Source organism: Phycisphaeraceae bacterium (assembly GCA_019636735.1).
In the GTDB taxonomy this organism is placed as follows: domain Bacteria; phylum Planctomycetota; class Phycisphaerae; order Phycisphaerales; family SM1A02; genus VGXK01.
Genome location: JAHBWY010000010.1, coordinates 16,375 through 30,869, shown reverse-complemented (window position 1 = coordinate 30,869; position 14,495 = coordinate 16,375). Strand labels below are relative to the sequence as shown.

The 14,495-nt window shown below is 65.7% G+C and carries 8 protein-coding genes; 6 read left to right on the top strand and 2 right to left on the bottom strand.

Annotated elements, in window-relative coordinates:
* Positions 1–37: 37 nt before the first annotated feature.
* Positions 38–1,213 (bottom strand): hypothetical protein, encoded by a 1,176-nt coding sequence (locus tag KF724_12640; protein MBX3356536.1) that lies wholly within the window; start codon positions 1,211–1,213, stop codon positions 38–40.
* 222 nt (positions 1,214–1,435) lie between these two features.
* Here KF724_12640 and carB point away from each other — a divergent pair, with 222 nt between their 5' ends.
* From carB to KF724_12620, 4 genes are all read left to right on the top strand, one after another.
* Positions 1,436–4,984: a carbamoyl-phosphate synthase large subunit gene (gene carB / locus KF724_12635; GenBank protein MBX3356535.1), complete on the top strand. Its 3,549-nt coding sequence runs from the start codon at positions 1,436–1,438 to the stop codon at positions 4,982–4,984.
* Positions 4,984–5,670, top strand: a complete 687-nt coding sequence (locus tag KF724_12630) for a 2-amino-4-hydroxy-6-hydroxymethyldihydropteridine diphosphokinase (protein MBX3356534.1) — start codon at positions 4,984–4,986, stop codon at positions 5,668–5,670. Before carB ends, KF724_12630 begins: the two co-directional genes overlap by 1 nt.
* A 255-nt stretch (positions 5,671–5,925) precedes the next feature.
* Positions 5,926–7,200 (top strand): NADH-quinone oxidoreductase subunit NuoH, encoded by a 1,275-nt coding sequence (nuoH, locus tag KF724_12625; protein MBX3356533.1) that lies wholly within the window; start codon positions 5,926–5,928, stop codon positions 7,198–7,200.
* 165 nt (positions 7,201–7,365) lie between these two features.
* The gene (locus KF724_12620; GenBank protein ID MBX3356532.1) at positions 7,366–10,125 is read left to right on the top strand and encodes a VWA domain-containing protein; all 2,760 of its coding nucleotides are present in this window, start codon (positions 7,366–7,368) and stop codon (positions 10,123–10,125) included.
* Between the two features lie 84 nt (positions 10,126–10,209).
* Here the strand turns inward: KF724_12620 and KF724_12615 are convergent, their stop codons facing one another.
* Entirely contained in the window at positions 10,210–10,437 is a 228-nt protein-coding gene (locus KF724_12615; protein MBX3356531.1) for a hypothetical protein, read from the bottom strand.
* Positions 10,438–10,672: 235 nt separating this feature from the next.
* Here KF724_12615 and radA point away from each other — a divergent pair, with 235 nt between their 5' ends.
* Positions 10,673–12,124, top strand: a complete 1,452-nt coding sequence (gene radA / locus KF724_12610; protein MBX3356530.1) for a DNA repair protein RadA — start codon at positions 10,673–10,675, stop codon at positions 12,122–12,124.
* A 140-nt stretch (positions 12,125–12,264) separates the two neighbouring features.
* Positions 12,265–14,361: a hypothetical protein gene (locus tag KF724_12605; protein ID MBX3356529.1), complete on the top strand. Its 2,097-nt coding sequence runs from the start codon at positions 12,265–12,267 to the stop codon at positions 14,359–14,361.
* Positions 14,362–14,495 lie beyond the last annotated feature (134 nt).

Genomic DNA, 14,495 nt, shown 5'->3' with positions numbered 1-14,495 from the left:
CGCGCTCCCCGCCCCCGGGGGGCAATCACCGCGGTCATCACCTGCGGCGGGGCTCGGCACTCGCCGCCGGGGGTACGAGCGGGCCCATTCCCTCGAGCTGGCGGTGGATGAAGCCCGGTGCGTTGATCACAAGCAAGCGGTCGTTCTTCAGGTGAAGCGATGCCCATTGACCCCGGACAAAGAATTCCTTGCGCTGTTCGTCGGTGTCGTCGGTGAAGAGGTTGTGGGCAGGGGTCGGTGCGGCACCGGAGGGGGTTGCTTGGCCGAGGGACGAAGGGTCGTCGCTGCCGCCGGTGGGCTCGCGCCACGCATCCGGCTCGACCTGAGTCACGATCATCCGCACGAAGTCCGCGGTGACCTCCTTGGGCTTCCGTCGATCGGTTCCCTTCGGAAGTCTTGGACTGAAGTTCGGAATCTCGAAGCGCAAGTCGCTGATGTCATGGGTACGGATCTCGCGCCGGCTCGAATCGGCGAGGATCACCTTCGGGGCGCACTCGATGATGTTGCCACGAATCTGCCAGGTGGCATCGATGAGCCCAGTGCCCGCCAGAAGGATTGACTCGAGCGCTTCGAGCGCAGTGACATTGTCGAGCGAGAGTGACACGGTTACCGCGCGATCAAGCCCGGGTCGATCGGGCGCCGGTCTGAAGATCGGCAGAATGTTCACTTTCGCCGCCCGGGCGAGCGCACTCAGGGCGCTCGCGAGGGGTGCTTCGTCGAGATCAACATCGACGCGCGTATAGACGAGCGCGCCTGAGATCACCGCAGGCCCGGGTTCGACGACGGCGTCGGCGGGGCGGGTACGGTCGTAGCCCCGCACCACGATGTCACAGATCACCGGTCTAGAAGCGGGAACGGACCTGGTTGAAGGCGGAGCAGACCGATCTTCAGGCGCAGCCGGCTGAGCCGCAGGATCCGGAACAGTTCGATCGGGCGAGGGCGTCGTCGGCGCATCGGGGCTCGGAGAACCGGGAGCCTTGGCTGGCGCTCGGTCGGGACTCGGTGGCGTCGCTGCCTGCGTGGTCGGCGCGGTCAGCGTGGTCAGCCGAGCCGCGGAGTTCTCCGCCATCTCGACTGCCCAGGCCGCTCTGACGGCCGACGCGGGAACTACTGCGACCATCACAACCGCCGACACGCCGAACCGTCGCCATGCGGCAGCCAGCGGGCTTGTCCCCGAGGCGAACACCGACGGTCCTGCGATGCGGCTCACCATGGTCACCTCGTTTCTACGCAGAGATTGTCGTCGCCAATGGCCGAATCCGTGCGTCTGACTCGCTGGAATCTCGGCCAACCTGCTCGGGCGGCACACCATGGCCCATCTTTCGACCAAAGGCCCTGTATAGTGGGCAGGATTCGCGCGGACAGGACTCGGATCGGGCATGAGCGGGGGTCCGCCGCCCTTCCGAGCCAGCCCGACCCCGTCGCGGATCGCTCCATGCCGCGACGCGACGACATCCACACCATCCTCATCATCGGATCAGGCCCGATCGTCATTGGTCAGGGCTGCGAGTTCGACTACTCCGGAACCCAGGCGTGCAAGGCACTGCGCGAAGAGGGCTACCGGGTCGTGCTCATCAACTCGAACCCGGCCACGATCATGACCGATCCCGGGTTCAGCGATCGAACTTACATTGAGCCGATCACCCCCGAGGCGGTTCGCAAGATCCTCGCCAAGGAGCAGGCGCTCGGCACGCCGATCGATGCGCTTCTGCCGACGCTCGGCGGCCAGACGGCGCTCAACTGCGCCTGCCGATTGCACGATGAAGGCACGCTGAAGGAGTTCGGCGTCGAGTTGATCGGTGCAAACCGCGCGGCCATCCAGCGCGCCGAGGATCGGGAGGAGTTCCGCGCCATCGTCGAACGGCTGGGGTTGAAGCAGCCGCCCTCGCGCACGGTCACGAACCTTGACGATGCCCGTGCCTTCCTCCAGGAGATCGGCCTTCCCGCCATCATCCGCCCCGCGTTCACGCTGGGCGGGACCGGCGGAGGCATTGCCTACAACCTCGAGGAGTTTGAGGAGATCGTCCGTCGCGGCATCGCCGCGAGCATGATCGGCCAGGTGCTGATCGACAAGAGCGTGCTCGGCTGGAAGGAGTACGAGCTCGAGGTCGTCCGCGACAAGCGCGACAACTGCATCATCGTCTGCGGGATCGAGAACATCGACGCCATGGGTGTGCACACGGGCGACTCGATCACCGTGGCGCCGATCATGACGCTCACGGACAAGGAGTACCAGCGCATGCGCGACGCGGCGTTCGCGATCATGCGCGCCGTCGGCGTCGAGACTGGTGGCTCCAATGTGCAGTTCGCCATCAACCCGAAGGATGGGGAGATGGTGGTGGTGGAGATGAACCCGCGCGTGAGCCGAAGCTCGGCACTGGCCTCGAAGGCCACCGGCTTCCCCATCGCCAAGATCGCCGCCAAGCTCGCCGTGGGCTACACGCTCGACGAGCTTCGCAACGACATCACCGGCAACACCAGCGCCTGCTTCGAGCCGTCGATCGACTATGTCGTGGTCAAGATGCCGCGCTGGACCTTCGAGAAGTTCCCGGAGGCTGACGAGACGCTGACAACGCAGATGAAGTCAGTCGGCGAGGCGATGAGCATCGGGCGCACCTTCAAGGAAGCGCTTCAGAAGGCCATCCGCAGCATGGAGGTGAAGCGCTTCGGCTTCGGACTCGATCGCCATGACAAGTGGCTCGAGGCGCGGCGCCCGAGCGGCGACGGCGCTGCGGCGACACCCGAGGGCGAACCGATCTTCCCGATTCCCGAGGCGAAGCTGGTGCGCAAACTCAGCGTGCCGAGTCAGGGTCGCCTCTCCTACATCCGCTACGCCCTCAAGATGGGGTGGTCGATCGAGCGAATTCACGAGCTTTCCGGCGTGGATCCGTGGTTCCTCGACCAGATGGCCCAACTCGTCGAGTTCGAGGATGAGCTGACGCGTCATGCGAAACTCGAGGACCTGCCGAAGGAGACGCTCTTCGAGGCGAAGGCGCTCGGCTACTCCGACGCCCAGCTTGCCAACCTCTACCTCGGCGAGATCACGCCGGACACCATCTTGAGGGTGCGCGCGCATCGCCAGGCGCTCGGCATCGAGCCGGTCTACAAGCTGGTCGACACCTGCGCCGCAGAGTTCGAAGCGGTCACGCCCTACTACTACAGCACCTACGAGCGTCCATTCGCTCCCGGCGCCGAGGTTGGAAGTGAACGCTCCGCCTCGTCCAAGGGCCGCGGGCACGCGGCGCCCGGCACCCCGGCTGCGGACGACGAAGTGCGCCGCACTGATCGTCCGAAGGTGGTCATTCTCGGCGGCGGACCCAACCGGATCGGTCAGGGCATCGAGTTCGACTACTGCTGCTGCCAGGCGGCCTTCGCCTGCCGCGACATGGGCTTCGAGAGCGTGATGATCAACTCGAATCCCGAGACCGTGTCGACCGACTACGACACGAGCGATCTGCTGTTCTTCGAGCCGCTGACGCTCGAAGATGTTCTCAATGTCGTCGAGCGGCTCAACGGCGGTGGGCCAGGCAAGAGCGACAGACCGGGCCGAGTCGTCGGTTGCATCGTGCAGTTCGGAGGGCAGACGCCGCTCAATCTGGCGCATGGATTGGCGAAGGCGGGCGTGCCGCTCCTTGGGACCGGCCTCGATTCGATCGACCTTGCGGAGGATCGCGATCGCTTCAAGGCCCTTCTCCACGATGTCGGCTTCCGCCAGCCCGAGGCGGGCATTGCACGATCGCTCGATGAGGCGGTCCGAATCGCGGGCGACATCGGCTACCCCGTGCTGGTGCGTCCGAGCTATGTCCTCGGCGGGCGCGGCATGGAGACCTGTTTCGACGAGGCCTCGCTGCGCCGCTACATGACGAGCGCCGTCAATGTGAGCGAACTCAAGGACGCCCCGGTGCTCATTGATCGCTTCCTCTCCGATGCGATCGAGGTCGATGTCGATGTCGTGGCCGACTTTGAGCCGCACGAGGGGACTCGAAGCGCGCTCGTGCCGCAGCGCTCGCCGAAGCCACGCGCCGTCGTCTGCGGCGTGATGGAGCACATCGAGGAGGCAGGCATTCACTCCGGCGACTCGACCTGCACCACGCCGCCCTACTCGCTGCCACCGGCCATGGTGAAGCGCATTCGCGAGCAGGCGATGGAACTCGCCCGCAAGCTGCGAGTCCGCGGCCTGATGAATGTGCAGATGGCCGTGAAGGACGAGTCGCTCTACATCCTCGAGGTGAATCCTCGCGCCAGTCGAACCGCGCCCTTCATCAGCAAGGCGAAGGGCGTGCCCTTTGCCCGATTGGCCGCGCAGGCGATGATGGGCGCGACACTCGACGAACTGGGCGTGAAGGAAGTCACCGGGACCGGCTTCTTCGCGGTGAAGGAGTCTGTCTTCCCCTTCACGAAGTTCCCCGGCGTCGATGTCATCCTCGGTCCCGAGATGCGCTCGACGGGCGAGGTGATGGGCGCCGACCGATCATTGCCCGTCGCCTTCGCGAAGGCGCAAGCCGCCACCGGCGTCTTCCTGCCAACCAGCGGCAATGTCTTCCTCTCGGTCCGCAGCGAGGACAAGGCCCAGGTCGTCGATGTCGCGCGCTCGCTGCTGAGCATGGGCTTCAAGGTCTTTGCGACCAGCGGCACCCACGCCGAACTCGAGAACTTCGGCGTCGAGACAACCGTCATCGCGAAGATCTCCGAAGGCACCCGCCCGAATGTGCTCGACAAGGTCCGCAGCGGAGAGATCAACCTCATCCTCAACACGCCCACTCGCAAGGGCGGGAACACCGACGAAGGCATCATCCGCGCCAGTGCCGTGCGCTCGGGAATTCCGATCGTGACCACCATCGCCGGAATGCGAGCGGCGGTGCAGGCGATCTCCGCGCTTCGGCAGGGGCGCTGGGATGTGAGCGCCGTGCAGGACTACTTCCCCGCGCTCGCTCGACCGCGCGCCGCGCCGGCCGCGGCTGGTCGCGATCCCGCGAGAGTGTGATGGGCGAGATCGGCGCCGACGGCCGTCGCCAGACCGCCGGATGCGCCACGCGGTATCGCGCGTGGATCGCACTCGGCTCGAACCTCGGCGATCGGCGCGCCTCGATCTCCGACGCGCTCCAGCGGATCGATCGGCTGCCCGGCGTGCGCGTCGTGGCCCGCAGCGCACTTCACGAGACGACACCCGTCGGCGGACCCGCCGTGCAGGGGCTCTACCTGAACGCGGCGGCGGAACTGCTTGTCACGGGTGATGGCGGCAGCGCGACACTCACCGGCCATGAGTCGCCCGGCGATGTTGCCTCACCCGCGGCGGTCGCCGTCACTCTGCTCAATGCACTCCTCGACATCGAGCGCTCTCTTGGCCGAGAGCGATCACCCGGACTTCGCAACGAACCTCGCACCATCGATCTCGACCTGCTGCTGATGGAGACCGTGGCCGAAGGCGACACCGGCGCGCCCGACGGGGCACACGCATCCGATCGATTGCCCCACACTCAGCCGGCCCCGACTGCGGTCATCATCGAGCTTCCCGAGCTTCGAATGCCCCACCCTCGGCTTCATGAGCGCCGCTTCGTCCTTGCGCCACTTGCTGAGATTGCTCCGGACCTGACGCATCCGACGCTCGGCCTTGCCATTCGGCAACTCCTGGCACAACTCCCGGTCGAGGTCTCACGAAATCCCCGGTGATGACTCCCCGGAGATTGCGGCGCGGAACCTCCCGGGTCGTCAACTCCGCAAGCGCAGGCGTGTCCGATCGTGGCTTCGCGTAGCCCGCCCCCGCCCCGCCAATCACCGGCCGCGCAGGCTCCGGGCAGACTCTAAGATGCCTCCCCCATGACCCCGCCCCCGGTCGGCGCCCTTGCCGACGCCGCCATGCCGGTCTCGTCCCTCTTCACCGCGCCGGGGCCCCTTGCATCCACCTCGACGAGCCTCTCGCCGGTGATGCTCCAGGTGATCGTGAGCATCATCGTCATCTTCGTGATGCTCCATGTGATCCTGGTCTGCTGCGCCTACGCGATTCTGCTGGAGCGCAAGCTGAGTGCATGGATGCAGGACCGCGTGGGGCCGAACCGGGTGGGACCGAAGGGCCTCCTTCAGCCGATCGCCGATGGCCTCAAGTTCATCATGAAGGAGGACTACAACCCACGCGGGGTTGATGTCGCCCTCTTCAAGATGGCGCCGGGCTTCATCATGGTGCCGGCGATCATTGCCTTCGTGATCATTCCCTGGGCGGGAATGCTCGACCTCTCAACGCTTCCTTTCGGCTTGGCGGAGAGGCTCGGCGTCGAGGGCATGACCGTCAAGATCACCGGTGCCGATGTCAATGTCGGTCTGATCTATCTGCTCGCCGCCGCGAGCCTTTCGGTATACGGCGTCGCGCTGGGCGGCTGGGCGAGCAACAGCAAGTACAGCTTCCTCGGCGGGTTGCGGGCGAGCGCTCAGATGATCTCCTACGAGATCCCAATGGGGCTCGCGCTCCTCTGCGTGGTGCTCGTCGCGGGCACGGTCGAGCCGTACGGGATCATCGAGAGCCAGCGAGGGCAGGGGTGGAACCTGCTGCATCAGCCGGTCGCGGCCATCATCTTCTACGCGTGCATGCTGGCCGAGAGCAATCGCGCGCCCTTCGACATGGCCGAGGCGGAGAGCGAACTCGTCGGTGGCTACCACACCGAGTACTCGAGCATGAAGTTCGCGGTCTTTTTCCTGGGTGAGTACTTCCACATGGTCACCGGCGCGGCCTTCTTCACGCTGCTCTTCCTCGGTGGCTTCAGCATCAACCCGCTGCCGTTCGGGCCCGATCTCCCGCTCGAAGGCGGTCTCGGTCTCATCCTGATTCAGTGGCTGGTCGTCATGGCGAAGGTCTTCCTGCTGATTGCCTTCGCCATGGCGCTGCGATGGACGCTTCCGCGATTCCGCTTCGATCAGCTCATGCGACTGGCGTGGGAGGGGATGATCCCCGCCGCGCTTCTCATCCTCTCGATGACGGCGCTCTTCGTCTTCATGGGCTGGACGGGCTGGACCTGGCTCGGTTCGGTGGCGTGCGTGGCCATCGTCTACCTCGTGTGGCCCTACCTGCCTCGGCAGCCGAACCCCAATCGACGCATCGCGCTCGTCGGCAGTCGCTTCAGCCCGCTGCACGATGGGGAAGGCCCGGCTCAGTCATCCGATCCGCTGGCATTCGTCGACTCGCCGGTTCCGCCGACGCGCGGTGCCTGATTGTCAGCATTCGCTGCAGGTTGAGTGAGTCGCTCGAGGCGCATGACCGCGGTCATGCGACAACCACGCGAGAAGCGCAAGGCGGCGAGGCGTCGCGTTGAACCCATAGCGCCACCTCGCTTTGACCACTTGGAAGCCTCGTCCCATGCGCTAAGATCGCCAGGCATGACCGGCACCGCGGGCTCATTCGCCTTCCTTGGCTTGCGCTTCGAACAGCCGCTCTGGCTGATCGGCATCGTGCTGGCGATCATCATGGTGCTCGCCGTCGCATGGCGAAGCGGCTCAGTCATCGAGCCGTGGCGATGGCGCCTCTCATCGATGCTGCGCCTCTCGATCATGGTGCTGCTCATGGCGGCCCTCTCGCAACCGCGCGTGCAGTGGACCGCGCGCGATCACGCGGTGATCGTGATCATCGATGACTCGGCCAGTGTTCCTCGGTCCGTGGCCTCGCAAGCCGAAGAGTGGCTGCGACGGAGCGCCGGGGTCGACGCGCCGCCGGGTCTGCGCGTGGGTGTCGTCTCCGCCGGTGCCGCGCCGGTCATTCGACAGCTCCCAGCGCCAGGCGCCGAGCCACTCTTCAGCGGAGTTCAGGCGGATCCCAGCCAGACGAACCTCGAGGAGGCCCTCCGGCTTGCGCTCACGATCGTGCCCGGCGATGCCGCCACGCGCCTCGTGCTTGCGAGCGATGGCAACGAGACCGCGGGCGAAGTCGAGCGCCTCGCGCCGATCGCCGCGGCCCTCGGCATTCCGATCGATGTGCTTCCCCTCACCTACCGACTCGAACGCGAGGTTGTCGTCGAGTCATTGGATGTCCCGGCATCGGCGACGCCCGGCAGCGAGATTCGCCTGCGCACGCTGTTGCGCTCGGCCACCGAGGCCGAGGGCGTGCTGAGGATCATCGTTGCCGGCGGGTCTCCCGAGCAGATCTCCGTGCCAGTTTCGCTCCGCGTCGGTCTCAATGAAGTGAACACGCGCGCGGTCGTGGGTGATGGCGGTCCCGTCCGCGCTCGCGCGGTGTTCGAGCCCGCGCGCGATGAGGCGGGAGTGTCGTGGGACACGCGCATGGAGAACAACGAAGCGACGGCGGTCACCTTCGTGACCCCGGGCCGCCAGCGCATCCTTCTTCTCACCGACTCGACCGATGACGCCCGACCGTTGGTTCGCGCGCTCCAGAACTCGGACATGGAAGTCATCGAGGCGAGCGGGCGCGAGGCGCCGGAGACGCTCGCCGAGTGGATCTCCTTCGATGCCGTCGTCATGGTTGACCAACCCATCTGGTCGTTCTTGCCGCAGCAGACGCGAGACCTTGCCAGTGCGGTCCACGACTTCGGCGTGGGATTGCTCGTCGTGGGTGGGCCGCGAAGTTTCGGCGCAGGCGGCTGGCAGGGCTCTCCCGTGGAAGGCGTCCTCCCGGTGCTCCTTGAGCCGAAGGTGGAACGGCAGGTCCTGCGCGGCGCACTCGTCATCGTGATCGATGTCTCGGGGTCGATGAGCGCGACGGTTCCTGGCGCCAACGCGAGCCGTATCGATGTCGCCTGCGACGCCGCCGTTGCGGCGCTCAACACGCTCTCCCGGCAGGACCTTGTTGGAGTCATCGCGTTCGCGGGGAGTCACTCCGTTGTGCAGCCGCTGATGGCGAACTCCAATCCATCGCGCCTCGCAACGGCCATCAGGACTATTCGGCCGGGCGGTGGAACCAATCTCTTCCCCGCGCTTGAATCCGCGGGATCAATGCTCCTCCAGGATCGCGGGAGTGTGCGGCACATCCTTGTCGTCTCCGATGGAGAGACGATGGGGACCGTCGGCGAGGGGATCGCCATTGCCTCCACACTCGCGCGTGCGGGCATCACGGTGAGCGCCGTCGGCATTGCGGAAGGTGCTGGCGCGGAGACGCTTCGAGCCATCTCTGAAGCTGGTGGTGGCAACTTCCATCCGGTCGTCGGAAGTGAGGGCCGCGATGCGATCACCTCCATCTTCATCCAGGAGGCGAACTTCCTCCGTCGCACGCTGATTGCCGAAGTCGACCCCTTTGAACCCGCACCGACGGGCCTCGACCCGTGGATCACCGAGATCGCGCCGCTGCCGGCGCTCGAGGGCTATGTCGTCACGGCCGATCGCGGCGGACTCGCGGAGGTGACCTTGCGAGGTCCCGGCGGTGATCCCATCGCCGCTCGATGGAATCATGGCGTCGGTCGAGTCCTCTGCTTCACGAGCGATGCCTCGCCGCGCTGGGCCTCGTCATGGGTCCGCTGGCCCGGCTTCGATCTCTTCTGGACTCGTCAGGTTCGATGGACCGCGAAGCCCGCGTCAAGATTGGCCCGCCTTGATCTGGCGACCACTCCGGGGAGCGGGCTCCTTTCGGTTGATCTCGGTGCATCACTTGGTGCCGGAGAGATCGTGGATGGTGCCGTGGCGATCATCGTGCCGCAGGGGCATGCCGCGATCTCGCTTCCCCTCGCGCAGGTGTCGCGCGGGCACTTCCAGGGTCGCGTCGAGTTGCCGGAGGCGCCCCTCCATCTCGTGGCGGTGCGCTGGCGCACGGGCGGCACCACGCACTCAGCGCAAGCTGCCTTCACCGCGCGGGCGAATCGCGAGCATCGCTCGTTTCAGGATGACTCGATCCCCCTTCTCCGTGTGGCGGAGGCGACGGGAGGTCGATCGCTGAGCCTGTCGCAGGAGCCTTCGCCGCTCTTCGTCCCCACGGGAATCGCCCCAGTCACCCGCGATCGAGTCATCTGGCCGCTGCTGGCCATGATCGCCGCCCTGCTTCTGGTGGTCGATGTTGCGGTGCGCCGACTGCACTTCGACGGCTCGATGGTGGACACTGCGTCGAGCATGGTCACCCCGACAAGGACCGCGGCACCGCTGGCCCTTCGCCTTGCGGCGCTCCAGCGACGCCGCGCTGCCTCGAATGACCCGAAGTGAGCGAGGGCGAGCGGATCACTCCCCTCGGGGGGTGATCGCCGATGGAACCGCTTCGAATGACTCGCCGTGCGTGCGAGGAGCGCCTCAGCGCCCCAGTCGCTTCATCTGCGACATCCACGCCCCGTATCGAAGCACCGCCGCCCGACGCTCCGCAGGAGAGGGCCACTTCGAGGGGTCGTGCCCAAATGCGGTTTCGCGCCGCCAGCGCAGGTAGGGGCCATTCAATCGAAAGCGAACCGCCCACGCCAATCGCGCCAACTGCCAGAGCGCTCGCCAGGGTTCAAGCGTCAACCATGCGCTTGCGCGTCGCATGCCGACATGCTACCTCGCGCCCCCCCACTTGAACGACGCGCACCCTTCGGCGTAGAGTGTGCGTCGTTGCGAGAGGTGCGCAGCGACATGGCGACCCGCTGTTCGTCGCGACCATCGTGAGCCGTCCTTCTCAGGCGCCGATCGAACCTCCGACCCGATCGGCGCCTGTTCGTTTCTTCTCGAAGCTTCCGGCGGGTGCGCAAGAGCGAGTGCGGTCGAGCCGTACACTCCTGCCGTGGCTCGCGCGCGCGTCAGCTTCCTCTGCGGTTCATGCGGCGCGGTGCAGCCGAAGTGGGTGGGCCGCTGTCCCGAGTGCGGAGGTTGGGACACGCTCGAGCGCTTCGTCGAGCCGGCGGTGAACGAGATCGATGATGCCGCTCGCGCTGGAGCGCCGGGCGCGCGCTCGCCCGCCGGGCCGCAACCTCTCGCGTCAATATCCACCGACGCCGCACCGCGTCTTGAAACCGGCGTGGCTGAACTCGATCGCGTGCTCGGCGGCGGATTCGTTCCGGGAAGCACCATTCTGCTCGGTGGCGAGCCAGGCATCGGCAAGAGCACTCTTCTGCTTCAGGCCCTCCTGTCCGTGGCGAGGCGAGGACACCTGGCCCACTACGCCACCAGCGAAGAGAGTGCTCATCAAGTCAAGCTTCGAGCCGATCGGCTTCGCACCGACGCTTCGGAGGAGCCGTCGGAGAACCTGCTTCTTCACGCCGAATCGCTGCTCGATCGAGTCCTTGAGCATGCGCGGCGACGACCACCCGCCGTGCTCGCGATCGACTCCATTCAGCTCGTGGCGCGAAGCGGGCTCGACGCGGCGCCGGGGTCGATCGTGCAGCTCCGGCGCTGCTGCATGGACCTCGTCCACTTCGCCAAGCAGCAGGGTTGCACGGTGATCATCGTGGGCCATGTGACCAAGGAAGGTCTTCTCTCAGGTCCGAAGACGCTCGAACACATGGTCGACGCGGTGCTCTCCTTCGAGGGCGACCGCCATCACCTTCACCGCGCGGTCCGCGCCACCAAGAACCGCTTCGGATCGACGCAGGAGGTCGGCCTCTTCGAGATGTCGGGGAACGGACTCATGCCGGTGGATGACTCCGCGCTCACCGCCGAGGCGGCGCTCGAACCGCGACCCGGTGCCGCGCTGGTCGTGCCGCTGGCCGGTTCACGCGCGATCCTCGCGGAAGTGCAGGCACTGACCGCGACCGGCTTCCTCGGCAGTGCGAAGCGCAAGACGAGCGGCGTGGATGCCGCGCGCACCAGCATGCTGATCGCGGTCCTCGAGAAGCATGGCGGCCTTCGCCTCGCCGACCAGGATGTCTATGTCGCCTGCGCCGGAGGTCTTCGCGTGACGGAGCCTGCGGTTGACCTTGGCATCGCCCTGGCCATCGCCGGGTCGCACCTGCGGCGCACGCTCCCACCTCGCACGGCGGTGATTGGCGAGGTCTCGCTCGCCGGCGAGGTTCGCCCGGTGCGTCAGATCGAGGCCCGCCTCGCCGCAGCCCGACGCCGAGGCATCGACACGATCCTCGTCCCGGCGGCGAACGCGATGAGCGCCGAGGGCCTCACCTTGCGACCAATTCGTCGGATCAGCGATGCCATCGACTGCCTCGCCCCAGCCTCGCGCGGTGCTCCCGGCACGACGGGTCGAAGCGGCCGGTCAACCTCTGCGCCCCTTCCAAAGATCTGAAGGCGTCTGAACGCGGCGCTCACATTCCCCTGAGACAACTCCGCCGCTCTTGGGGTCGATATCTTCCCTGCCCTCTGCCTGGTATCGATCCCGGCGCGTCAATCTGGTTCGACTCAATCACCCACAAGGAACAAGGACACATGAGTCTCACTCGATATCTCGGCCTCCTGGCCATCACAACCCTGTCCATCGCCCCTGCGGCGATGGCCGCGAGCGCGGAGCGCAGCGATGACCCGAGCGTGCTTCGATCGGAGGTCGAGGCCCTCAAGAGCAAGGTGAAGAATCAGGATGCGGAGATCAACCGCATGAAGGCTGAGCAGGGCGAGCAGTGGCTCAGCGAGGAGCGCGCGAAGGAGATTCGCGGCATCGTGCAGGATGTTCTCGCCGACGCCGACTCACGCGCCAGCCTCCAGTCCGACGGCGCGACTGCGGGCTACAACCGGGGGTTCTTCCTGGCCAGCCCAGACGGCAACTTCCGGTTGAATCTCAGCGGCCAGCTTCAGATTCGCTACGCCGCCAGCCGACTGAGCACTCGCTCCATCAATCAGCTTGACCCCGGGACCTATCAGAATCCGGCGGTTGGTCCGCAGGGTTCATTCCCGGGTGGCAACGAGATCAAGGGTTATCAGGGCTATGTCGGTGGCAGCAACAACATCCAGCGCATCGCTCGCGGCTTCGAAGTTCGTCGCATGAAGCTCGACTTCAACGGCCATGTGGTGGACCCCTCCTGGCAGTACAAGGTCGTTCTGTCGTACAGCCAGACCTCGGCGCAGGGCACCTTCCCCACGGTCGGCACGAGCAACAGCCAGTTTGGAGTCCAGAGCACCGGCATGACCGGCGCCGCCAACAACCCGCAGGGCCCCGGAGCGAGCGGCGCCAGCGCGGGTCTTGAGGACGCATGGATCAACAAGAAGCTGGACGAGAACTGGTCGGTCAAGGTCGGTCAGTTCAAGAGCCCGTTCCTGAAGGAGGAGCTGGTCAGCTCCCGCAATCAGCTCGCTGCGGAGCGCTCGCTGGTGAACCAGTTCTTCTCGACCAAGTTCACCCAAGGCATCGAGCTCACCTTCCAGAATGACTGCCTGCGAGTCATTGGGTCGTTCAACGACGGCGGCAACAACGCGAACACCAGCGCGATCATCGGCAGCAACGAGTATCTCGGCAGCGACACCGACTGGGCTCTCTCCGGTCGCGTGGAGTACAAGATCGCCGGCGACTGGCGCCAGTTCAGCGACATGTCGAGCTTCGTGGGCGAGTCCTTCGCGATGTACATCGGCGGTGGCGTGAACTGGCAGCGAGGCAGTCGCAACTCCGGATCCATGGAGAACAACACCTGGACCATGGGCAGCGGGGCGAACGGAAACCTTGTCGCCAGTGGCGCCACGGTGTCTGGGAGCGGCATCCCGATCATGATTCCCGCCGCCGCCCTGCGCTACCCGAACAACATCCCCGTCAACGGGAACGATGAGGTCACGAACCTCAGCTGGACCGTCGACACGATGATGGACTTCGGAGGTTTCAGCATCTTCGGCGCCTTCGTCGGCAATGTCGCCTACAACATCCCCGCCGGATGGGTGGCGAACCCGAGTGGCGGCTACACACCGCTCGCGGGCACCGGGAACGGTCTCAATGTGGTGCCCAACAATGTCAGCCTGATCCCCAGCAACGGCAGCGATGGCGGCGTCTACGCCTTCGTGCCCGGATACGGCTACGGAAACTCCCCCATCTTCAGCTACGGTGCGGTGGTCCAGGCCGGCTGGTTCATCGTGGATGATGTCGAGCTCTTCGGCCGCTACGAGTTCTATTCCACGATCAACAACGGCGCGAACGGCTACGCAGGCAACACGCCCACCTTCTGGGGCGCATTGCCGGGCGGAAGTTCGCCCTTCGCGAACAACACGCGAACCAACAACGCCGGTGCGGTGCCTGAGGGCGCCAACACGCCCAACGACAACTATGTCGGCGGCAACACCAATCCCTACTACGCCTATAACTTCGGCGGCAATCCGTTCGCTGCTCAGTTCAACCAGATCGTCACTGTAGGTGCGAACTGGTACCCCGCGGGATACAAGAACAGGATGATCAAGGTCACCGGCGATCTGGCGTACTCGTTCAACCCGGTGCTCTTCACCAATGGCATCTACGGTCAGAGCATCACCGGGGCTGACTATCGCTACGACGGCGGTCGCGACGGTGGCGGACAGTGGGTCGGCCGCCTCCAGTTGCAGCTCCTCTTCTAATGAGAAGAGGTTGCCACTGAATGATTGAGGCGGCGCTCATGCCGCCGAATGAGCCGTGATGGCATCTGGTCGGCAGTTCCGCAAGGACTGCCGGCCATTTTTTTGCGATCCCATGAATTTCTGCAAGTGCTTGT